Here is a 23086-nt window from a genome sequence, read left to right as displayed (position 1 = left end):
GATGACGCGCAAGCAGAAGCGACTGTCGGTGATCGTGGCGGGGCTGGCCTTCCTCGCCGCGGCCGCAGGCCTCACCTTCTACGCGCTCGGCCAGAAGGCCTCCTATTTTTACATGCCGGCGGAGCTGGCAACGGCAAGCGTCCCGCCCGGACAGCGCATCCGCCTTGGCGGCCTCGTCGAAAACGGCACCGTCGTGCGCGGCAGTGGCGCAACCGTGGCTTTCTCGGTTACCGACACGCAGAAATCGGTCAAGGTGACCTATACCGGCATCCTGCCCGATCTCTTCCGCGAGGGGCAGGGCGTCATCACCGAAGGCGCTTTCGGTCCGGACGGGGTTTTCGTCGCCGACAGCGTGTTGGCCAAGCATGACGAGCGCTATATGCCGAAGGAAGTCGCCGACGGCCTGAAGGCCAAGGGCGTCTGGGTGGAGAGCAAGAGCCAATAATGGTTGAGACCGGACATTTCGCCCTCGTGCTCGCCTTCGCGCTGTCGCTGGTGCAGATGCTGGTGCCGCTGGTCGGCGCCCGCACCGGCAATCAGCGGCTGATGGCGGTCGGCGGTCCGGTGACCGTCACCGGATTCGCGCTTACGGCGCTGTCCTTCACTGCGCTTGCTGGCGCCTATGCCGGCTCGGACTTCTCGGTGGCGAACGTGTGGGAGAATTCCCATTCGCTGCAGCCGATGATCTACAAGATCACCGGCACCTGGGGAAACCACGAAGGCTCGATGCTGCTGTGGGTGCTGATACTGACCTTTTTCGGCGCGCTCGTCGCCGTCTTCGGCAACAATCTGCCGGCGACGCTCAAGGCCAATGTGCTGGCCGTGCAGGGCATGATCGGCGCGGCCTTCTTCCTGTTCATCCTGACGACCTCCAACCCGTTCATCCGCCTCAACCCGGCGCCGGTCGAAGGGCGCGACCTCAACCCGGTCCTGCAGGACCTCGGCCTCGCCATCCATCCGCCTCTGCTCTATCTCGGCTATGTCGGCTTCTCGATCTGCTTTTCTTTCTCGGTCGCCGCCCTGATCGAGGGCCGCATCGACGCCTCCTGGGCGCGCTGGGTGCGGCCGTGGACGCTGGTCGCCTGGATGTTCCTCACCGGCGGGATCGCGATGGGTTCCTACTGGGCCTATTACGAGCTCGGCTGGGGCGGCTTCTGGTTCTGGGATCCGGTCGAGAACGCCTCCTTCATGCCCTGGCTTGCCGGCACCGCGCTGCTCCATTCGGCCATCGTCATGGAGAAGCGTTCGGCGTTGAAGATCTGGACGCTGCTGCTTGCCATCCTCACCTTCTCGCTGTCGCTGCTTGGCACTTTCCTGGTGCGTTCGGGCGTGCTGACTTCCGTGCACGCCTTCGCCACCGACCCGGCGCGCGGCGTCTTCATCCTGTGCATCCTGACGCTGTTCATCGGCGGCTCGCTGGCGCTGTTTGCGCTGCGCGCATCCAGCCTGACGGCCGGCGGCCTATTCCATCCGATCTCGCGCGAGGGCGCACTGGTCCTCAACAACCTCTTTCTCACCACCGCCACCGCGACGGTGCTGGTCGGCACGCTCTACCCGCTGGCGCTCGAAGCGCTCACCGGCGGCAAGATCTCGGTCGGCGCGCCCTTCTTCGACCTGACTTTCGGCCCGCTGATGCTGCCGTTGCTGGCGATTGTGCCGTTCGGCCCGTTGCTCGCCTGGAAGCGTGCTGATGTGATTGCCGCTTCGCAGCGGCTGATGGCGGCCTTCGCCGTGGCGGTCGCCGCCATGCTGGTCACCGGCCTGTTCATCAACGGCGCCTCGGTTTTCGCAGCACTCGGCGTCGGCCTCGCTGTCTGGCTCGTCGCCGGGGCGCTGACCGACCTTGCCGTCAAATCCGGCGCCGGCTCGGTGGCGCCGGCCGTCATGCTTCGCCGTTTCGCCGGCCTGCCGCGCTCGGTCTTCGGCACGGCACTTGCCCATCTCGGCCTCGGACTGACCTTGCTCGGCATCGTCGGCACGCTGTGCTTCGGCACCGAGAGGATCCTCACCATGCGGCCCGGTGAGACGGTGGAGCTCTCCGGCCATTCGCTGCGCTTCGAAGGGCTTTTTCCCCAGAAAGGTCCGAACTTCACCGAGGATCGCGCCCGCTTCCTGCTGATCGGCGCAGACGGAAATGCCAAGGGCGAGATCTCTTCGGCAAAACGCTTTTTTCAGGCCCGGCAGACGGCGACGACCGAGTCCGGCATCAGGACGCTCGGCTTGAGCCAGCTTTATCTGTCGCTCGGTGACGAGGGTAATGACGGCTCCGTCGTCGTGCGCCTCTGGTGGAAACCGCTGGTGACGCTGATCTGGGGCGGTGCCCTGGTGATGATGGCGGGCGCGGCCATGTCGCTGGCCGACCGCCGCCTGCGCGTCGGCGCGCCCGCCAGGCGCCGCAAGCCGGCCGCAGCGTTGGCGAACCCGACATGAGGGCAAGATTTTCGCTCGCCTCGCTGGTCCTCCTGCTGGCGCTGCTCTTCGCCGGTGCAGCCCAGGCGGTGAAGCCCGACGAGGTGTTGCAGGACCCGGCATTGGAGGCGAGGGCGCGTGCGCTGTCGGAAGGCCTGCGCTGCATGGTCTGCCAGAACCAGTCGATCGACGAATCCGATGCAGATCTCGCCCGCGATCTGCGCATCCTCGTGCGCCAGCGCCTCGTCGCCGGCGACAGCGACCAGCAGGTGATGGACTATATTGTCTCGCGCTATGGCGAGTTCGTGCTCTTGAAGCCGCGCTTCAGCCTGCGCAACGCGCTTCTGTGGGGCACGCCGGTGCTCCTGCTGCTGGCCGGCGGCCTGTTCATCGTGCTCAGCGCCCGCTCGCGCCGAACTGTGCCGGACAGCACCCTGAGCGCCGAGGAACAGGCGGCGCTGGATAAGATGCTGCGCGACTGAGCGCCGTCGCGGGCCTTGGTGATTGGCTTCAATCGCTTCTGAGGTCCCCAATCCCCAACATTACAAAACTTTCATGTACCGGAAATGGCGCCGTAATGTGCGGCTCCCTAATTCTCTTGCCCGAGGATGCTTCGCCTGAGCGCATCCACGTCGAAAGAGGAAACGAGACCCCATGAATATTGCCCCCAATTCATATTCCCGCACCCGAAAGCGCCTGATGGCCGCCGTCGCTTCCCTGGCCGTTGTCGGCACGGTCGGCGCGGGCATGCTCGCAACCGGCACTGCCCCCGTGCTGGCCGATGCCGTGCGCGTGGAAGCCCCGCAGATGCCGAGCTTCGCCGATGTCGTCGAGCACGTCTCGCCGGCGGTGGTCAGCGTCAAGGTCAAGGCCAAGATTCAGCCGACCGCCGATGACGGCTCCGACGACCAGAACGGTTTCGACAACCTGCCCGACAATCCGCAGCTGCGCCGCTTCTTCAAGGAGTTCCGCGGCTTCGGCGACCAGGGCGGCCAGCAGTTCGGCATGCGCCCGTTCAACCATCGCAACCATGGCAATGGCGAGCCGCGCCCGGTTGCCCAGGGCTCGGGCTTCTTCATCTCGGAGGACGGCTATCTCGTCACCAACAACCATGTCGTGTCGGAAGGCTCGGACTTCAGCGTCGTCACCAATGACGGCAAGGAACTCGACGCCAAGCTGATCGGCACCGATCCGCGCACCGACCTTGCCGTGCTGAAGGTCGATGGCGGCGGCAGCAAGTTCACCTATGTCGACTTCGCCGACGATTCCAAGGTCCGCATCGGCGACTGGGTGGTTGCCGTCGGCAATCCGTTCGGCCTTGGCGGCACTGTCACCGCCGGCATCGTCTCGGCCCGCGGCCGCGACATCGGCGCCGGCCCTTATGACGACTTCATCCAGATCGACGCTTCGGTCAACCGCGGCAATTCGGGCGGTCCGACCTTCAACCTCAACGGCCAGGTGATCGGCATCAACACCGCCATCTTCTCGCCGTCGGGCGGCAGCGTCGGCATCGCCTTCGACATCCCGGCCTCGACCGCCAAGCAGGTCGTCCAGGACCTGATGAAGAGCGGCTCCGTCCAGCGTGGCTGGCTTGGCGTCGAGATCCAGCCGGTCACCTCCGACATCGCCGAGTCGCTCGGCCTGAAGTCGGACAAGGGCGCGCTGGTGTCGAGCGCCCAGGACGCAGGTCCGGGCAAGAAGGCGGGCATCGTCGCCGGTGACGTCATCACCCAGGTCGACGGCAAGGATGTCGCCTCGCCGAAGGAGCTCGCCCGCATGATCGGTGCGTTCGCGCCGGGCAAGTCGGTCGACGTCACCGTCTGGCGCAACGGCAAGGCCGAGACGGTCAAGGTCGATCTCGGCACGCTGCCTTCGAGCGACAAGCAGGCCTCGAACGACGACAGCAGCAAGCAGTCGGCGCCCGCCGCCAAGGCAGACACGCTGGCCGATCTCGGCCTGACCGTCACCAAGGCGGAAAAGGGCAAGGGCCTCGTGGTCACCGATGTCGATCCCGACAGCGACGCGGCCGACCGCGGCATCCAGCCCGGCGACGTCATCACCTCGATCAATTCGAACGACGTGAACACCACCGACGACGTCTCCAAGGCGATGACCGATGCAGCCAAGGCAGGGCGCAAGGCCGTGCTGATGCAGATCACCCGCGACGACTCGAACCGCTTCGTGGCGCTGCCGGTCGGCAAGGGCTGAGGTCTCAGCGTTCAGATTTTCCCAGCGGCGGTATCAACACCCCCGAGCCGCCGCCGGGAAAACATGGGGCCGAGCACGTAAGTCAGTCACCGTGTTTCGCTCCTTGGCGGCAGCGGGTTTCCCATCACCCGCTGCCGCTTTATCGCATGTCGCCCAAAAGTGGCTGCCGGTTTTGGGAAGACGACATGCGACTAATCAAGGCAAAGCAGGAAGCAATGACTGCCTCTCAACCTTCCAGTGAAATCGCGTATAACGGCTCCATGAAGATTCTCGTCATGGAAGACGATCGCGAGGCAGCGGACTACTTGCAGAAAGCCTTCGCCGAGGCGGGCCATACCGCCCATGTCGCTGGCGACGGCGAGACCGGCTTCGCGCTCGCCGATGCCGGCGATTATGACGTGATGGTGGTTGACCGCCTGATGCCGCGGCGCGACGGCCTGTCGGTGATCGCCGCCCTTCGCTCGCGCGGCAACACCACGCCAGTGCTGATCCTGTCCGCGCTGGGCGAGGTCGACGACCGGGTCACCGGCTTGCGCGCCGGCGGCGACGATTATCTCACCAAGCCCTACGCCTTTTCCGAACTGCTCGCCCGCGTCGAGGTGCTGAACCGCCGCGCCAGCGCGCGCGAGTCCGAGACCGTCTACCGGGTCGGCGATCTCGAGCTCGACCGGCTGTCGCATTCGGTCAAGCGCGCCGGCCGCGAGATCACGCTGCAGCCGCGCGAGTTCCGCCTGCTCGAATATCTGATGCGCCATGCCGGCCAGGTGGTGACGCGCACCATGCTGCTTGAAAATGTCTGGGACTATCACTTCGATCCGCAGACCAACGTCATCGACGTCCATGTCTCTCGCCTGCGCGGCAAGATCGAAAAAGGCTTCGACAAGCCGATCCTGCACACGATCCGGGGCGCCGGCTACATGCTGAAGGGTGGGTAAAGCCGATCATGGCTCTTTCCCTGCCGGCCATCATGAAGACGACGGCGGCCCGGCTCTCGGCGCTCTATCTTCTGCTTTTCGCGCTCTGCGCTGTGCTGCTCGTCTTCTACATGACGTCGCTGTCGGCGCGCATGCTGACCGCGCAGACGCAGGAAACCATCAACGACGAGGTGCTGGGCCTGGCCCAAGCCTATCAGCGCGGCGGCCTGCCTGTGCTGGTGCGCGTCGTCGAGAACCGCTCGCGCCAGCCGGGCGCCAACCTCTATCTCATTGCCGACGCCAACGGCCAGATCCTGACCGGCAATGTGCAGAGCCTGGAGCCGGGGGTCATCGAGACGGAAGGCTGGACGACCGAGCCCTTTTCCTACCAGCGCTTCGGTGAGGGCGAGCTCGACCGGCTGCGCAGCGGAGCTACCGACCAGCCCGCGCCCCAGACCGGCGACGGCGGCAACCCCCAATCGACAGGCGAAAAGGGCCACAACGCCATCGCCCTGGTGCTGCGACTGCCAAACCAGATGATCATGCTGGTCGGCCGCGACCTCGGCGAGCCGGAGCGTTTCCGCGCCGTCATCAGCCGGGCGCTGACGCTGGCGCTCGGCATGATGGGCCTGGGCGGTCTCCTGATCTGGTTCTTTGTCGGGCGCGCCGCGCTGAAACGCATCGACAGCGTCTCGGATGCCAGCCGCCGTATCATGGGCGGCGATTTGTCGGGGCGGCTGCCGGTCACCGGTGCCGGCGACGAGTTCGACCGCCTGTCGGAAAACCTCAATGCGATGCTGGCCAGGATCGCCCTGCTGAACGAGGGGCTGAAGCAGGTCTCCGACAACATCGCCCATGATCTGAAGACGCCGCTGACCAGGCTGCGCAACCGCGCCGAGGCGACGCTTGCCGGCCGGCACAAGACCGCAGACTACCGCCAGGCGCTGGAAGGCACGATCGCGGAGTCCGACCAGCTCATCAAGACGTTCAACGCCATCCTGATGATCTCGCGCCTGGAGGCTGGCTATTCCTCGGAACAGACCGGTCCGGTCGATCTCGCCGCCACGGTGAGCGACGTCGTCGAGCTATACGAGCCGGTCGCGGAGGAGGCGGGCGTGGCGCTCGAAGCGACCGTCCCCGAAGCCTTCACGATCAGCGGCAATCGCGAGCTGATCGGTCAGGCGCTATCCAACATCGTCGACAACGCCATCAAATACTCGACCGACGCCGCCGAGGCGCCGAAGGTGCGTGTGGCGCTGGAACGCGCCGGAAGCGAAATCAAGCTTACCGTCACCGACAATGGCCACGGCATTCCCGACGACGCCGACCGCGCCCGCGCCACCGAGCGTTTCGTACGCCTGGAAAAGAGCCGCTCGCAGCCGGGCTCGGGCCTCGGCCTCAGCCTCGCCAAGGCAATCATGACTTTCCACAACGGCAGGCTTGATCTTTTGCCCGCCAATCCCGGATTGTCCGTGGTCATGAGTTTCCCGTTGCGGGAGACGCATTGATGGCGAAGAAGAAAATCGAATCCGAGTTCCAGCTTAACCCGACATTGGCGCTCCGGCCTTTGGACGCGAAACATGCCCGTCGCGAATTGTCGGAAATCGCCGATGCCGCCGAAGAGGAGGGACTTTCCCGCCTTGCTGCGTTCCTGGCTGGCGAGGGGCCGCTGCAGGACCTGCTGGCGGCCGTCTTCGACCTGTCGCCCTTCCTGCGCGACGTCGCGCGCCGGCGGCCGGCAATCCTCGAGATGCTGTTCGACGAGACGGTCGAAGCGCGGCTCGCCGCCATCAGCGCGGCGATCGGCGGTGCGGCCCAGGCTGAGGATGTCTCGGAATCCGGGCTGATGATGCAACTCAGGCAATGGAAGACCGAAGCGCATTTCCTGATCGCGCTGGCCGATCTTTCAGGCGAGGCGGAGACCTCGGTGGCGGTGCGCCGCCTCAGCGGTCTCGCGGACGCCTGTACAAACGCCGCCGTCGATTTCCTGCTGCTCGACGCGCACCGGCAAGGCAAGCTCAGGCTACCGAAGCCGGCGGTGCCAGCCAAGGATTCAGGCTGGATCCTGCTCGGCATGGGTAAGCTCGGCGCGCATGAGCTGAACTTTTCCTCCGATATCGATCTCGTCGTCTTCTTCGATCCGGAGGCGCCGGCCGTCATCGATCCGCTCGATGCGACCGAGCTGTTCTCCAGGCTCACCCGCCGTCTTGTGCGCATCCTGCAGGACCGCACCGAGCATGGCTATGTGTTCCGCACCGATCTCAGGCTGCGCCCCGATCCCGGCTCGACGCCGCTGGCGATCCCGGTCGAGGCCGCGCTTCGCTATTACGAGGCGCGCGGCCAGAACTGGGAGCGCGCCGCCATGATCAAGGCGCGGCCGGTGGCCGGCGACCTCGCTGCCGGCGCCGCCTTCCTCAAGGAATTGCAGCCCTATGTCTGGCGCAAATACATGGACTATGCCGCGATCGCTGACGTCCATTCGATCAAGCGCCAGATCCATGCCCACAAGGGCCATGGCGAGATCGCCGTGAAGGGCCATAACGTCAAGCTCGGCCGCGGCGGCATCCGCGAGATCGAGTTCTTCGTCCAGACCCAGCAGCTCATCGCCGGCGGCCGCTTTCCGCAACTGCGCGGCCGCGAGACCGTGCCGATGCTGGGCGCGCTCGCCGCGCACGGATGGATCACCGCCGACGCGCGCGATGCGCTCACCCGGCAATACTGGTTCCTGCGCCGCGTCGAGCACGCCATCCAGATGGTGGCGGACGAGCAGACGCATATCCTGCCCGACAGCGACGTGGAGTTGGAGCGTATCGCGTTGATGCTGGGCTTTGCCGGCGAGGCGGAGTTCACGCAGGCCTTCCGCGCTTCGCTGCAGCAGGTCGAGCGCCATTATGCAGCGCTGTTCGAGACAGCGCCGGAACTGTCTGCCGGCGTCGGCAATCTGGTCTTCACCGGCGATGTCGACGATCCCGACACGCTGCAGACCTTGCATAGGCTAGGCTTCCACCGGCCGAGCGACATCTGCCGCGTCATCCGCGGCTGGCATTTCGGTCGCTACCGCGTCACCCAGTCGGCCGAAGCGCGCGAGCGGCTGACCGAACTGACGCCGGCGCTGCTCAAAGCCTTCGGCCAGACGCGCCGCGCCGACGAGGCGCTGATCCGCTTCGACGAGTTCCTCGCCGGCCTGCCGGCGGGCATCCAGCTCTTCTCGCTGCTGCAATCGAACCCGGCGCTGCTCAAGCTGATGGCGACCATCATGGGCGCCGCGCCCCGGCTGGCGGCCATCATCACGCGTCGTCCGCATGTCTTCGACGGCCTACTCGACCCTGCGCTGCTCACCGAGCTCCCCAACCGCGCTTATCTTTCGGCGCGGCTTGCTGCCTTCATCGAAGGCGACCGCGCCTATGAGGATGTGCTCGACCGCCTGCGCATCTTCGCCTCCGAGCAGAAATTCCTGATCGGCGTGCGCCTGCTTGCCGGCTCGATTGATCCTGCGCGCGCCGGGCGCGCCTTCTCCGATCTCGCCGACCTGACCATCGAGGCCGCGCTTCAAGCGGTGATCGCCGAATTCGCGCTGCGCCACGGCAGCATCGCCGGCGGCAGGGTGGCGCTGCTCGGCATGGGCAAGCTAGGCAGCCGCGAGCTCACCGCCGGTTCGGATGTCGATCTCATCCTGCTCTATGACCATGACGCCGACGCGGAAGATTCCGACGGCGACAGGCCGCTGGCGCCGTCGCATTACTATACCCGCATGACGCAGCGCCTGATCGCCGCCGTCTCGGCGCCGACAGCCGAGGGCGTGCTCTATGAATTGGATTTGCGCTTGCGTCCCTCCGGCAACAAGGGGCCGGTCGCCACCCATATCGACGCGTTCAAGAAATATCAGCGCCAGGATGCCTGGACCTGGGAGCACATGGCACTGGCGCGAGCCCGCGCCATCGGCGGCGATGCCGAACTCTGCATCGAGCTCGACGACGAAGTGGCGGCGGTGCTGGCGCAGCCGCGCGATGCCGCCAAGGTGAAAACCGAGGCCTCGGACATGCGCGCCTTGATCGAGAAGGAAAAGCCACCGCGAGACCTCTGGGACATCAAGCTGATCCCGGGAGGGCTCATAGATATGGAATTCATCGCCCAGGTCGCGACCATCACCGGCAATGTCGAGCCCGGCCGCCGGGTGACGGCGACGGCAGACATTCTGGCCCGGCTCGCCCCCGGTTTCGCCGCACCCGATATCCGCGAAGAGCTTGCCGAGGCCTACCGGCTTTATCTGGCGCTGACGCAGATGATCAGGCTTTGCCTCACCGGCGAGTTCCAGCGCGACGATGTCCCGCCGGGGCTTGCCGACCTGCTTCTGGCGGTCACCGACCTGCCGGATTTCACCGTGCTGGAAGCGCATCTCAAGGAGACATCGCGGAAGGTCAGGCAGGATTTCGACCGTCTGCTTCGTGCGGGAGCGTCGCCATCAACCGCATCGTCGCCATGAGATTCCCCGGGTGGCACATTAGCCACAGTTAATATTAATCGGCGATCCGGTCTTGCACCATTGGCAGAGGTGTCCCGTAATGGGTCAATGGGTCTGGCACCGCAATTGCACTGTCAGCAATGCCGGGGCGTCAATTCACCCCGACGAAGGGGGGCCTCGCCGCTTCGCAAATGGAGCGGCGGGTTCTTTCACAACGGCTGACGTGAAAGCCTTCCAAATCGCCAAAACTTGGGGTGCTGGGCAACTATGGAACTTCAGAAATTCTTGGTGGGCATGTTCGCAGCGTCATTCACGGTGGCGGTCTGGGCTGGCATGGAAACTGGTTCCGTCTGGACGGCGCTCGGATGGGCAATGCTGGCCATGGTCGTTCTGCAGGTCGGGTATTTCGGTCTCGTCGTCGCCTTGGTTTATAGACGGGCATCGAAAGGCGCCGAGGCAAGCCCGGCGCCGGCTGCCGCAAACGATCTAAACCCCACTGGTTCGAAACCGGTCTAACCTAAGCCGCAGCCTTCACCGCAGCCGGCGCCTTCTTCAGCGGAATGCGCACCGACACGATCGTGCCGACGCCCTCGGTCGAGCGGATCTTCAGCGCGCCACCCTGCAGTTCGGCCAACGAGCGCGAGATGGCGAGGCCGAGGCCCGAGCCGGTGTGGTTCTTGGAGAATTGGTTCTGCACCTGCTCGAACGGCCGGCCGAGCTTGCTCAGCGCCTGCTTGGGAATGCCGCAGCCATTGTCCTCGATGGTGAGCAGCAGGGCGCCCGACGTGTTGCGCGCCCTGACCGTGATCTTGCCGCCCTGTCCGGTGAACTTCACCGCGTTGGAGAGCAGGTTGATGGCAATCTGCTTGATGGCGCGGCGGTCGGCATAGACGCGCATCGCATCGGCGATGCGCGTCTCGACATTGATCGACTTCTCCGCCGCCTGCAGCGAGATCACCCGCACCGTTTCCCTGATCAACGGGCAGAGGTCGATCTCTTCGCGATCGAGCGAGAACTGGCCGGCCTCGATCTTCGACATGTCGAGGATGTCGTTGATGACGCCGAGCAGGTATTTGCCGCTGCCGTTGATGTCGGTCGCGTACTCCTCGTAGCGCTCGGAGCCGAGCGGCCCGAACAGGCCTTGCTGCATCAGCTCGGAGAAGCCGATGATGGCGTTGAGCGGCGTGCGCAGCTCATGCGACATGTTGGCGAGGAACTCCGATTTGGCGCGGTTGGCCGCCTCGGCGCGCTCGGTTTCTTTCATGTATTTGCGGTTGAGCTCGACCAGTTCGCTGGAGCGTTCCTCCTCGGCGCGGCGGGCGAGGCTGAGATCGTGGATCGTCGCCATCAGCCGGCGCTCGCTGTCGACCAGTTTCTCCTGATGCAGCTTGATCTGGGTGATGTCGGAGCCGACCGAGACGATGCCGCCGTCGCGGGTCCTGAGCTCGTTCACCTGCAACCAGCGCCCGTCGGCAAGCTGGCGCTCCAGGGTGACGCCGCCATGTGGCCCGTTGGCGTTGGCGAGCCTGCGCTCCGAGGCGAAGGCCAGCATCCGCTCCTCCAGCGCGTCACGACCGACGCCCGGCACGACATCGCGGTCCGACAGCCCATTGTCCTTCTGGAACTTGGAGTTGCACATGATCAGCCGCTCGGAGGCATCCCACAGCACGAAGGATTCGTTGATGTTCTCGATCGCGGTTCTCAGTCGCATGTCGGCCGCTTCCGAACGCAGCGCCAGATGCCGCTGCTCGGTGACGTCGACGGCGATGCCGATCAGCTGGATCTCCGGCGCTTCCGGGTCGATCACCTGGGCGCGGGCCCGCATCCAAACCCATTGCCCGTCGGCGTGGCGCATGCGGAAGACTTGGTCGATATGGTCGATCTCGCGTTCGACGATGCGGTTGGCGAGCTCGAACAGGTCGCCGTCCTCGGGATGGATGATCTCGTCGACCTCGCCGAAGGAAAGCATTGAATCGCAGGGCTCGTAGCCCAGCATGTCGTACATCGAGCGCGACCAGTACATCTTGCCGCGCACCATGTCCCAGTCCCACAGGCCGCAGCGGCCACGCACGAGCGCCATGTCGATGCGCTGATGCGCCTCCAGGTAGATGCGGTCCGCCGCCTGGGCGCGCGCCGCCTGGCCGAAATAGGCGTAGAGGATGACGATCAGCACGCCCGCTGTCAGCACGAACAGCGTGACGTTGAGCGACATCGACTTGCGCCAATTGTCGAACACCGCTTCCTGCGGCACCAGCACGGCGGCCGCGTGCTTGCGATCGCCGCTGAGGCTGACGGCGGCGAACCAGTCCTGTCCGGCGATCGAGACATCCATCACGCCGGCACGGTCGCCGAACATGAACAACGGCTGGCCGCCCAACACCACACTGTCCAGCGTGCGGCCCTGCCAGCCCGTCGACAGCGGCGAGACGGCGATGACCTTGAAGTTGGCATCGGTGATCGCGAGCACATGGGCGCGGCTCATGGCGCCCTGCCGGCTGGTGCTTTCCAGCAGGCTGATGGCGTTGGCGCCCGCGGCGTTGGGGTCTGCCGTGATCGCTTGCGCCATCTGGCCGGCGGCCAGCGCCAGCACTGCCCTGGCGTCGCGCTCGATCTGGTCATGTTCGTTCATCAGCGACAGGAAGCGCAGCGCCGCGATGACGATGAGGAAAATAACGATCAGCGCCGGGATCGACCGGCGCAGAAACGGCTCGGCGGCCAAGAGCCGCTGATAGGTGGGTTCGGCGATCAGGCGCGTATTGCCGGCAAGTCCATCGCTCCTTGCCTTGCGACGGGCAAAAGCCTTCCCTCCGGGCGCGCCCCACGCGTCCGCCTTGGCCATAAATGGCACTCCCCGATCTGCCCTATACTGGATGACCCGGATACGCCGCACGCCCGAATCGCCATTAAAGAATCAAAGCCGATTCGCCTTGTCCAGAGGCGCGGGCGAAAAAGATTAAAAGTTGATTGAAATTTGTCGTTTCGCCTTCCCTTCTCCCGCAAGGGGAGAAGGGAAGCTGGCGCTACGCCAGCGTGCGCTCCACAATGTCCCGCAAATCCGCCGACAGGTTCTCGACCTTAGCCATGTCGAGCAGCGCCTGCTTGGCCTTGGCCTGTCGTCCGGTCTCCAGCGAGCGCCATGACCTCAGCGCAGTCGCCAGCCGCGCCGCCACTTGCGGATTGCGCTTCTCGACCTCCAGCACCGTCTCGGCGAACAGGCGATAGCCTTCGCCGTCGGCGCGGTGGAAGCCGGTCTGGTTGGCGCTGGAGAAGGTGCCGATCAGCGAACGCACCCGGTTCGGGTTGGCGATCGAGAAGGCTGGATGCCGCATGAGGTCGCGCACCTTGTCGACGGTCCGCGCGCCGGGCACGCCGGCCTGGATCTGGAACCATTTGTCGAGCACCAGCGCGTCGCCGCGATAGCGGGCCTCGAAGGCTGCCAGCGCCTCTTCGGCCTCGGCCGTGCCGGAATGACGATGCGCCAGCACGGCAAGCGCCGCCGCGCGGTCGGTCATGTTGGTGGCGGCGTTGAAGTGCCGCGCGGCGAGGCCCGCGCCGTCCGGCAGCAGCGAAAGATAGTCGAGCAAGGTGTTGCGTAGCGCCCTGCGCCCGGCGCTCGCCGCGTCGGGGCTGAACGGACCCTTGTCGGCAAGGCTGCCGTAGAGCGCCAGGAAGGCCTCGCGGTTTGCCTCGGCGATCGTCCGCGCCAGCGCCTCGCGCGCGGCGAAGATGGCGTCGGGGTCGATGCCCTTGCCGATGTCGCGGGCAATGTCGGCTTCGCCGGGAAGCGTGAGCGCCAGCGCGCGGTAGGCCGGCTCCAGCGCCTCGTCGCCGGCGATCCTGCCGGCAAGCTCGGCCAGCCGTGCCGCGAAGACCGGCTCCTTGCCACCGAGCACTTGCCGGAAGGCGGCGATCAGCGCGTCGGTCAAAAGCGTGTTGAACGCCTGCCAGCGCGAGAAGGGGTCGCTGTCATGCGCCGCGAGGAAGAACTGGTCTTCCGGTTTCTGCTGCACCGAAAGCGTGACCGGCGCCGAGAAGCCGCGGTTGAGCGACACCGAGGGCCGTTCCGAAACGCCGGAAAAGCGCACCATGTGCCGGCGCTTGCGGATATGGATGACGCCGTCATCCACCGTCGCGCCCTCGACGGCGTCCCAGGTGACAGGCTTGCCGTCGGCACCGACAAGTCCGAAGGCAAGGGGAATATGCATCAGCCGCTTGCGGCTTTCCGACGGCGTTGGCGGCACCGACTGCTCGATCTCGAGCGTGAACTCCATGGCCGCCGCATTGTGCGTGGAGCTCACCGTCAGGTTCGGCGTGCCGGCCTGATGGTACCAGAGCGCGAATTGCGCCAGGTCCCGTCCCGACACGTCCTCGAAGACTTTCAAAAAGTCCTCGACCGTCGCGGCCTGGCCGTCGTGCCGCTCGAAATAGAGATCCATGCCGGCACGGAAGGTCTCCGGCCCGAGGATGGTGCGAATCATGCGCACCACTTCCGAACCCTTCTCGTAGACGGTCGCCGTGTAGAAGTTATTGATCTCGCGGTAGCGGCGCGGCCTGACCGGATGCGCCAGCGGCCCCTGGTCTTCCGGGAACTGGTGCGCGCGCAGCGTGCGCACTTCTGCGATGCGCTTCACCGCCCGCGAGCGCTGGTCGGCGGAGAATTCGTGGTCGCGGTAGACCGTCAGACCTTCCTTCAGGCAGAGCTGGAACCAGTCGCGGCAAGTGATTCTGTTGCCGGTCCAATTGTGGAAATACTCATGCGCGATGATCGCCTCGATATTGGCGAAGTCGGCGTCCGTCGCGGTCTCCTCGTCGGCCAGCACATATTTGTCGTTGAAGACGTTGAGGCCCTTGTTCTCCATCGCGCCCATGTTGAAGTCGGAGACGGCGACGATGTTGAAGACGTCGAGATCGTATTCGCGGCCGAAGGCTTCCTCGTCCCATTTCATCGAGCGCTTCAGCGCGTCCATCGCATAGCCGGCAAGCCGCTCCTTGCCAGGCTCGACATAGATGCCGAGCTCGACCTTGCGGCCCGACATCGTGGTGAAGCTGCCCGCCACCTTGCCGAGCGCGCCCGCCACCAGCGCGAAAAGGTAGGAGGGTTTGGGGAAAGGGTCGTGCCAGACCGCGTAGTGCCGGCCATTGGCGAGCGCGCCGCGTTCGACGGGATTGCCGTTGGAAAGCAAGAGCGGCGCCTCGTTATGCGGGGCTTCGATGCGCACCGTGTAGACCGACAGGATATCGGGACGGTCGAGGAAATAGGTGATGCGGCGAAAGCCTTCGGCCTCGCATTGCGTGCAATAGACGTTGCTGGAGCGATAGAGGCCCATCAGCGCCTCGTTGCGCGAAGGCGCGATCTCCGTCTCCAGGCGAAGCTCGAAGCGCTGTGCTGCCGGCGGCTTCAGGATCGTCAGCCGGTCCGGCGTCGCCTCATAGTCGCCGGCCGCGAGCGTGTGCCCGTCGATGGCAACGCCAAGCAACGTCAGCCCGTCGCCGTCGAGCACCAGCGGCGCCGAGGCGACGACACCTTCGCGCCGTTCGATGATGAGCAGCGCGGTGACGTGGGTTGCGTCCGGCGACAGGCGGAAGTCGAGGCTGGTCGCAGGGATGAGATAGTCGCTGGGGCGATAGTCTTCGAGCTTGAAGACATGGCCTGTATCGGTGCGCATTCCTTGGGCTTTTCCTGTCGATTTCGGTCGGGAGCCAAGCGTGGCTGGTCCAGGAATTTTGAGGTGCGCGCTCTTTACACGAAACCGCCACGCGACAAAACCGCGGGATAGGGTGTGTTTTCGCAATTTCCGGTTTCACACTTTTCCTGGAATTGCTCTTAGGCTATTTGGCGGCTTCGTTTTCCGACCATTCTGATGAGGCAAGATGACCGTCGATCATGCCGTCGGCCACAGCACGCTGCGCGGCATCACACTGAAGATCGTCTCGGTGACGGTTTTCGTCGGCATGCAGACCTGCATCAAGGCCGCCGGCGACGTGCCCGCCGGGCAGATCGTGTTCTTCCGCTCCTTCTTTGCCATCTTCCCGATCATCGCCTTCCTGGCCTTCAAGGGCGAACTGGCCACCGCCTTCACGACCAGGCGGCCGTTCAACCACATCGCGCGCGGCCTGGTCGGTGTCGGCGCCATGGGGCTTGGCTTCTTCGCGCTGACCAGATTGCCGTTGCCTGAGGCGATCACGCTGAACTATGCCCAGCCGCTGCTGGTCGTCGTGTTCTCCTCGATCTTCCTCGGCGAGACGATCCGCGTCTATCGCTGGAGCGCGGTCGTCGTTGGTCTTGCCGGCGTGCTGGTCATCTCCTGGCCCGAACTGACGCTGCTCAATTCCGATCAGGGCCTGGACGACCAGGAGGTGCTTGGCGTCATGGCCGCGCTGATCGCCGCTGCAATTTCGGCGGTCGCCATGCTCCTGGTGCGCAATCTCGTGCAGACGGAGAAGACGGCAACCATCGTTCTATGGTTCTCCTCGACGGCTTCGGTGCTGTCGCTTTTCACGTTGCCTTTCGGCTGGCAGGCGCTGACGCCGCTGCAGGCGGCACTGCTCGTTTTCGCCGGCTTCTGCGGCGGGCTTGGCCAGATCCTGATGACCGCGGCCTATCGCCATGCCGAGGCTTCCGTTGTGGCGCCGTTCGAATACACCTCGATGATCCTCGGCGTCGTCGTCGGCTATTTCGTCTTCGGCGACGTGACCTCGCTCAACACGCTGATCGGCGGCGTGATCGTGGTCGCCGCCGGCATCTTCATCATTTGGCGCGAGCGGCAACTCGGTCTGGAACGCACGCGTACCAGGACGGCGACGCCACCGCAGGGGTGAGCTACGAAGCCGCCATACGCTCCTTCGCCAGCCGCACCAACACGGTCCGGGTCTGCTCATCGGCCGGGAAAAAGGATTCGATCGCCAGCTCCGACAGCGTGACGTCCAGCGGCGTGCCGAACACGGTGATGGTGCTGATGAAGGAAAGCACCTGATCGCCATGCGCCAGCCTGAGCGGATGGACGATGCCGCTCGGTTCGACCGGCGCGGGGCGGCTGTTCTTCAGGCCGGACGGGTAGGCGCGCAATTCACGCTCCAGTTCGATCAGCACGGGATCGCCGGTGGCATCGTTCTGGTGCTTCAGGCGCTCCAGCAGATGCGCGCGCCACTCGGCCAGGTTGACGATGCGCGGCGCGACGCCACCGGGATGGAGGCTGAGCCGCAGCACATTGACCGGCGATTTGAGCAGCGACTGTTCGGAAATATCGGCGAGGAACGGGGCGATCGCGGTGTTTGCCGAAACCAGGTTCCAGTGCCGGTCCACCGCCAGCGCCGGAAAGGGCTCATGGCCCTTAAGCACGGTCTCGACAGCGGCCATCGCTGGCGCCAGCATTGCGTCACTGAGCGATCTCTCGCTGAAGCTCGGCGCGAAGCCCGCGGCGAGCAGCAGCTGGTTGCGTTGACGCAGCGGGATCGACAACTGCTCGGCCAGATGCAGCACCATCTCGCGCGAAGGCTGGGCACGGCCGCTCTCGACGAAGGAAAGATGCCGCTGCGAGATATCGGCCTCCATGGCGAGATCGAGCTGGCTCATGCGCCGCCGCGTGCGCCATTCGCGGATCAGGCTGCCGGCGGAGGGTTCGGATGCGGTCATGAGGAGCAGGACTAGGCTGGGCAGGGAGGGATTTCAATTACGTTCGAGGTAATTGGCGAAGGCGCAGCAGCAGCCAATCTCCCCCCTTGTGGGGGAGATGTCCGGCAGGACAGCGGGGGGCGCGAAGGAACCCCAGCTTCTGAAATCTTAAAATTCTCGGCTGGCGTACCGGCCCAATGTTGACAGGCTGGCGGGACAGCGCCCCCCTCTGCCTTGCCAGGCATCTCCCCCCCAAGGGGGGAGGTCAGCTAGCCGCCAGCGCCCGCAACTTCGCCTTCACCTCGAGAAAATCCCGCCACGCCAGCTTCTTGTGCGCTGGCGTCCGCAACAGATAGGCCGGGTGCAGCGTCGGCATCGCCGGGATGGCTATCCCGGAAGCGGTCGTGTGCACCCGCCAGTTGCCGCGCAGGCGCAGAATGCCTTCGGTCGTGTTGAGCAGCGTCTTGGCCGACGGGCCGCCGAGATTGACCAGCACTTTTGGATTGACCAGCTCGATCTGCCTTTCGATGAACGGACGGCAGATTTCGGTCTCGTGCGGCGTGGGCGTGCGGTTGCCCGGCGGCCGCCAGGGGATGACGTTGGCGATATAGGCCGAGGTCCGGTCAAGGCCGATCGCCGCCAGCATGCGGTCGAGCAGCCGGCCGGAGCGGCCGACAAAGGGCAGGCCCTCAAGGTCCTCGTCGCGGCCCGGCGCCTCGCCGACCAGCATCAGGTCGGCGTTGGGGTTGCCGTCGGCGAAGACCAGGTTCTTGGCGGTGAATTTGAGATTGCAGCCGTCGAAGGCGGCCATGCGTTGGCGCAGTTCATCGAGCGTCGAAGCGCTTGCCGCGAGCTGGCGCGCCGCGGCCGCCTGTGCCTCGTCGGGAACGGCGACTACCGCCGGCGCCCGCGCGGGTGCATCCGGAATATTGCTGGCGTCGAGGCCGGATAAGGGCGCTGGTGGGTTCTCAACGCGTTCCGGAGCCTGCTCGGGTGCCGTCCGGCTCTCGGGCGCGGCTTCGCGGCGCGGCGCGGCTGGCGCGCGCTCGGCAGGCCTGCGTTCGGCCGGCCCGCGTCCAACTGGCATTGCCGCTGGTTCGGCAAACCGGTTGATAGGCGCGTCTTCGAGCGCGTCGTCGACGCCGGCGCTGGCATAGAAGGCGAGCAGCTCGGCGATCTCGGCAGGTGTGCTGGGGGAGGCGGCAGTCATGGCGCCACCATTGTCCGCGCGGCGCCGATTTGCAAGGTTGGAGCCGCGTTCGCCCTATTGAAGCATGTCGAGATTCAGGTCAGGCCGAGTCGAAAATGGTGGTTTCCGAGAACCGGAGCGGAGCGTACTTTTCGTACGTGAGCACCGGAAGCGCAGGAAGCCGCCATTTGCAGGCCGGCCTCACCTGAATATCGATGTGCTTCACCCGGTCGGTATGCGCGGATCCTGCACGATGTAGAACGTCCAGCGCGGCGTGTAGTCGGTGATCAGGAAATCGAAAGTTGCTGACTTCAGCGGATCGACCTTGCCGTTTTTGAACAGCAACTGGTCATAGGGTTCGAACTTACGCTCGAAATCGGTGAAATTGCTGGAGATGATGTTGTCGGGCGTCTTGTTGCGCTGGTCGAAGGACAGCCCATCGCCGAACACGCTCGGCTGGTCGAGGATCTCCTGCAGCTCGAACTGGAACTCTACCCAGGGGAGCGCGCTGTTGTTGAGCACGTCGATGCGCATATACATCACGCCGTTGGCGACTTGGCCGGCTTTGCCGAAGGGCTCGATCGGCTTGGTCGCGCGGATGGTCAGCGTCACCGGCGTCGCCGTGTTCAGCTCCTCCCTGATGACCAGTGGGTCTTCCTTGGTGCCGATGCCGGACACGCCGGTGATGCGGAAGCCGCCCAACTCGTCGGAGAAGGAATAGGCGCCGGTGGGCCAGACCTTCACCGGATCGGCCTCAGCTGGCAGGCTCAAAAAGAGGAGCGGAAGAACCGCGCGCCAGGCCAGGCCTGGCGTGAAGAGTAAGCGCTTTGATGGAAAGCCGGAGGGCTCTGGACTGCGCATGGCGCGAAGTATTGCCGATAACCAAGCCGCCGAACAATTAAAAACATGCAGGCGCCGCCTGGCCTGCCAACATGCCGGGTCTGGCCTATGCTTGGCCATGGCCTGTGCTGCTGCCGTTTCGTGGGAAAACCGCGACTTTTTGTCGAAATCGGCGTTGTCACGTCAGCGCCGGTTTCGCGTCGCGAATTGATGCGCTATGCAGCGCGTGAGCCAGCACAATGCGAGAATGCGGCAAGCCATAGAGGGGTCGATGAGCGATATCGAACGCGAAAGCATGGAATTCGACGTGGTGATCGTCGGCGCCGGTCCCGCCGGCCTTGCCGCGGCGATCCGCTTGAAGCAGCTCAACCCGGAACTCTCCGTCGTTGTGCTGGAGAAGGGCGGCGAGGTCGGCGCGCACATCCTGTCCGGCGCGGTCGTCGATCCGATCGGCATCGACCGGCTGCTGCCCGGCTGGCGCGAAGAAAGCGATCATCCCTTCAAGACGCCGGTGACCGATGATCATTTCCTGGTGCTCGGCCCGGCCGGCTCCTTCCGTCTGCCCAATTTCCTGATGCCGCCGCTGATGAACAATCACGGCAATTACATCGTCTCGCTCGGCAATGTCTGCCGCTGGCTGGCGACCAAGGCCGAGGCGCTGGGTGTCGAGATCTATCCGGGCTTCGCCGCGGCAAGCCTGGTCTATAACGACGCCGGTTCCGTCACCGGCGTGATCACCGGCGACATGGGCGTCGAGAAGGACGGCACGCATGGCCCGGCCTACGCGCCCGGCATGGCGCTGATGGGCAAATATGTGCTGATCGGCGAGGGCGCGCGCGGCTCCTTGGCCAAGCAGCTTATCGCCAAATATCAGCTTGCCGATGGCCGCGAGCCGGGCAAGTTCGGCATCGGCCTCAAGGAACTCTGGCAGGTCAAGCCGGAGAACCACAAGCCGGGTCTGGTGCAGCACTCCTTCGGCTGGCCGCTCGACATGAAGACCGGCGGCGGCTCCTTCCTCTATCATCTGGAAGACAACCAGGTGGCGGTCGGCTTCGTCGTCCACCTGAATTACAAGAACCCCTGGCTCTCGCCCTTCGAGGAGTTCCAGCGCTTCAAGACGCATCCGGCGATCGCCGGCACCTTCGCGGGGGCCAAGCGCATCGGTTACGGCGCGCGCGCCATCACCGAGGGCGGCTGGCAGTCCGTGCCGAAGCTGTCTTTCCCGGGCGGCGTGCTGATGGGCTGCGCGGCCGGCTTCGTCAACGTTCCGCGCATCAAGGGGTCGCACAATGCGGTGCTGTCCGGCATGCTGGCGGCCGAGCATGTGGCCGAGGCGATCGCTGGCGGCCGCGCCAATGACGAGCTTGTGTCCTACGAAGAAGCCTGGCGTGGCAGCGACATCGGCAAGGACCTGAAGAAGGTGCGCAACGTCAAGCCGCTGTGGTCGCGCTTCGGCACCATCGTCGGCGTCGGCATCGGCGGCCTCGACATGTGGCTGAACACGCTGTTCGGCTTCTCGCCCTTCGGCACGTTGAAGCACGGCAAGGCCGACTATGCGACGCTCGAACCAGCGGCGACGCATCAGAAGATCGCCTATCCCAAGCCGGACGGCGTGTTGACCTTCGACCGCCTCTCCTCGGTGTTCCTGTCCAACACCAATCACGAGGAAAACGAGCCGGTGCACCTGATCGTCGGCGACATGGCGCTGCAGCAGCGCTCCGAGCACGACGTGTTCGCCGGTCCCTCGACCCGCTACTGCCCGGCCGGCGTCTATGAATGGGTGGACAAGGACGGCAACGCCGCCGCCGATCCGTCGGCCAAGGACGTGCGCTTCGTCATCAACGCGCAGAACTGTGTGCACTGCAAGACCTGCGACATCAAGGATCCGAACCAGAACATCAACTGGGTGCCGCCACAAGGCGGCGAAGGCCCGGTCTACCAGGGCATGTGAGCCGCTCCGATCGGGCCGTCTCGACCGCCGCTCCAACAAAGCCGGCGAAGGCCCGGTCTACCAGGGCATGTGAGCCGCTCCATCGACCGACAACCGTTTGCTGGTTCGGGCTGGCCGGTTGCTCATGCTTGAAATTGCAAGCGGCTTATAGTTCCTTCTCTACGGATAGGGAGCGAATGGGCCATGCGCCTGGCGGTTCTTACATTCCTCATCACGCTCGGCGGCCTGTACGGCGCCGTCCCAGAGGCCATCGCCGGCACCAAGGTGCTGGTCACGACGCGCAACTATGACATCGCCGGCGCGACCGGCGCTGCCTTGGTCGAAGCGATGAACAGCAAGGGTCCCAAGCACGGCTTCATGACCCGCGCCATCGCCGACACCAGCTATGTGGTGAACTGGAACCTCGACGTGGATCGCGATGCCGGGGTCTGCAGGTTGCGAGGCGCCGACGGAACGATGGAGCTCACCTACAATTTTCCTCGCCTGGCCTCGCCGCCAACGCCCAAGCTCGAGCGGCGCTGGCGGCGCTTCCTTGCCGGCGTTCATGCCCACGAGCATCACCACGGTCGCATTGCCGAGGCCATGATGCGCGCCACCGCAAAGTCCATTGCCGGCCTGAAGCTTGCCGACAATTGGTTCTGCACCGCCACCCATCGCGAGGCCAGGCGCCGGATCGACGCCGTCTACGCGCAATATGAGGCGAAACAGAACGCATTCGACGCGCGCGAGCACCGCGACGGCGGCCATGTCGACCGGCTGGTCAATGCGCTGATCAAAAACTAAAGCATGTCTCCCGAAAGGACATGCGTAAAATCGACGGCCTAACGCGCATGGAGCGAATCCGAAGGATCGCGACGCGCTTCGAGCCGGGACGCGCCTATTTCGCCGGAACGCAGTAGCCGACACTGCGTGCATTGAGCCTGCCGGCCTTCAGGTCGGCAAGCTGCGGCATGGAGGGATCAAATCCCCCCGCATACTGCTCATAGACTTTTCGGTCTAAGGAAAGCTGCTTGCCCGACGAGGTGAAGCCAACCATGCCCGTCTTGCCGACATAGGCATTCGTGGCCCGCATCCGGCAGAAGAACTTCTTCTCGCCGTTGGAAACGTACCAGCCCAGCGAACCCGACGCGCCACGCGTCAGCTTGCTGGTCTTGTAGCCGCTGCTCTGCAGGTTGGAATAGGATTCGGCATGCGCCGGCGCAACCGAAGCCATCAGCAGGAGAGCCACCGAAGGAATGCCCAGCCTTTTTACCACTTTACCGGCCATCATTGTCCCCTCCCAATTTGGTTCCATTTCGATTGATGGACAATTTGGGCGGCGCAAGTAATGTCAGTTCCGTCGACTTTCAGTTGAGCTCCCTGAAACAGTCTAGCTGTGAGCTTTCAGGAGGTTGTCCATTCGGCCCCGACCGAGAAAGCTGAGGTTGTCGAAGCTTCAGTGATTCCCGGAGGACCGAATGAACATCCACAAGAATGCCCGTCTAACGCCGCTGCGTCGAGA

The 23086-nt window shown here is 64.8% G+C and carries 16 protein-coding genes; 10 read left to right on the top strand and 6 right to left on the bottom strand.

Annotation, left to right across the window (positions count from 1 at the left end; translation table 11 throughout):
- Nucleotide 1 precedes the first annotated feature (1 nt).
- The 7 genes from ccmE (at nucleotide 2) to EN852_RS33710 (ending at nucleotide 10014) form a co-directional block, all read left to right on the top strand.
- Nucleotides 2-445, top strand: a complete 444-nt coding sequence (gene ccmE / locus EN852_RS33740) for a cytochrome c maturation protein CcmE (RefSeq protein WP_042642035.1) — start codon at nucleotides 2-4, stop codon at nucleotides 443-445.
- A complete protein-coding gene (locus tag EN852_RS33735) occupies nucleotides 445-2430 on the top strand; it encodes a heme lyase CcmF/NrfE family subunit (protein WP_127880075.1) in 1986 nt (661 codons plus the stop codon). The genes ccmE and EN852_RS33735 overlap by 1 nt, the downstream gene beginning before the upstream one ends.
- Nucleotides 2427-2891: a cytochrome c-type biogenesis protein gene (locus tag EN852_RS33730; RefSeq protein WP_127880074.1), complete on the top strand. Its 465-nt coding sequence runs from the start codon at nucleotides 2427-2429 to the stop codon at nucleotides 2889-2891. Before EN852_RS33735 ends, EN852_RS33730 begins: the two co-directional genes overlap by 4 nt.
- A gap of 172 nt (nucleotides 2892-3063) precedes the next feature.
- Complete coding sequence (locus tag EN852_RS33725; RefSeq protein ID WP_127880073.1) at nucleotides 3064-4617, top strand: Do family serine endopeptidase; 1554 nt, start codon at nucleotides 3064-3066, stop codon at nucleotides 4615-4617.
- Nucleotides 4618-4877: 260 nt separating this feature from the next.
- A complete protein-coding gene (locus EN852_RS33720; RefSeq protein WP_040991372.1) occupies nucleotides 4878-5552 on the top strand; it encodes a response regulator transcription factor in 675 nt (224 codons plus the stop codon).
- A gap of 8 nt (nucleotides 5553-5560) precedes the next feature.
- Nucleotides 5561-7039 carry a HAMP domain-containing sensor histidine kinase gene (locus tag EN852_RS33715; protein WP_127880072.1) on the top strand — a complete coding sequence of 493 codons (1479 nt, stop codon included), beginning with the start codon at nucleotides 5561-5563 and terminating at the stop codon, nucleotides 7037-7039.
- Entirely contained in the window at nucleotides 7039-10014 is a 2976-nt protein-coding gene (locus EN852_RS33710; RefSeq protein WP_127880071.1) for a bifunctional [glutamine synthetase] adenylyltransferase/[glutamine synthetase]-adenylyl-L-tyrosine phosphorylase, read from the top strand. Before EN852_RS33715 ends, EN852_RS33710 begins: the two co-directional genes overlap by 1 nt.
- A gap of 496 nt (nucleotides 10015-10510) precedes the next feature.
- On the opposite strand, the gene EN852_RS33700 is transcribed toward EN852_RS33710, so the two are convergent.
- A complete protein-coding gene (locus EN852_RS33700) occupies nucleotides 10511-12832 on the bottom strand; it encodes a PAS domain-containing sensor histidine kinase (protein WP_127880069.1) in 2322 nt (773 codons plus the stop codon).
- A gap of 181 nt (nucleotides 12833-13013) precedes the next feature.
- Nucleotides 13014-15659, bottom strand: coding sequence for an aminopeptidase N (pepN, locus tag EN852_RS33695; RefSeq protein ID WP_127880068.1), 2646 nt, complete (start codon nucleotides 15657-15659; stop codon nucleotides 13014-13016).
- 205 nt (nucleotides 15660-15864) lie between these two features.
- On the opposite strand from pepN, the gene EN852_RS33690 reads away from it, so the two are divergent.
- Nucleotides 15865-16812 carry a DMT family transporter gene (locus tag EN852_RS33690; RefSeq protein ID WP_127867200.1) on the top strand — a complete coding sequence of 316 codons (948 nt, stop codon included), beginning with the start codon at nucleotides 15865-15867 and terminating at the stop codon, nucleotides 16810-16812.
- Between the two features lies 1 nt (nucleotide 16813).
- Here the strand turns inward: EN852_RS33690 and EN852_RS33685 are convergent, their stop codons facing one another.
- From EN852_RS33685 to EN852_RS33670, 3 genes are all read right to left on the bottom strand, one after another.
- Nucleotides 16814-17626: a helix-turn-helix transcriptional regulator gene (locus EN852_RS33685; RefSeq protein WP_127880067.1), complete on the bottom strand. Its 813-nt coding sequence runs from the start codon at nucleotides 17624-17626 to the stop codon at nucleotides 16814-16816.
- Nucleotides 17627-17870: 244 nt separating this feature from the next.
- A complete protein-coding gene (locus EN852_RS33675) occupies nucleotides 17871-18815 on the bottom strand; it encodes a uracil-DNA glycosylase (protein WP_127880065.1) in 945 nt (314 codons plus the stop codon).
- A 201-nt stretch (nucleotides 18816-19016) separates the two neighbouring features.
- Nucleotides 19017-19655: a hypothetical protein gene (locus EN852_RS33670; RefSeq protein WP_127880064.1), complete on the bottom strand. Its 639-nt coding sequence runs from the start codon at nucleotides 19653-19655 to the stop codon at nucleotides 19017-19019.
- Between the two features lie 226 nt (nucleotides 19656-19881).
- On the opposite strand from EN852_RS33670, the gene EN852_RS33665 reads away from it, so the two are divergent.
- A complete protein-coding gene (locus EN852_RS33665; RefSeq protein ID WP_281407817.1) occupies nucleotides 19882-21585 on the top strand; it encodes an electron transfer flavoprotein-ubiquinone oxidoreductase in 1704 nt (567 codons plus the stop codon).
- Nucleotides 21586-21768: 183 nt separating this feature from the next.
- Nucleotides 21769-22368 carry a DUF922 domain-containing protein gene (locus tag EN852_RS33660; protein ID WP_127880062.1) on the top strand — a complete coding sequence of 200 codons (600 nt, stop codon included), beginning with the start codon at nucleotides 21769-21771 and terminating at the stop codon, nucleotides 22366-22368.
- 94 nt (nucleotides 22369-22462) lie between these two features.
- On the opposite strand, the gene EN852_RS33655 is transcribed toward EN852_RS33660, so the two are convergent.
- The gene (locus EN852_RS33655; RefSeq protein ID WP_246694480.1) at nucleotides 22463-22855 is read right to left on the bottom strand and encodes a hypothetical protein; all 393 of its coding nucleotides are present in this window, start codon (nucleotides 22853-22855) and stop codon (nucleotides 22463-22465) included.
- Nucleotides 22856-23086: the final 231 nt, after the last annotated feature.

Source organism: Mesorhizobium sp. M2E.F.Ca.ET.209.01.1.1 (assembly GCF_004010375.2).
In the GTDB taxonomy this organism is placed as follows: domain Bacteria; phylum Pseudomonadota; class Alphaproteobacteria; order Rhizobiales; family Rhizobiaceae; genus Mesorhizobium.
This window is presented reverse-complemented; position numbering and strand designations above follow the sequence as displayed.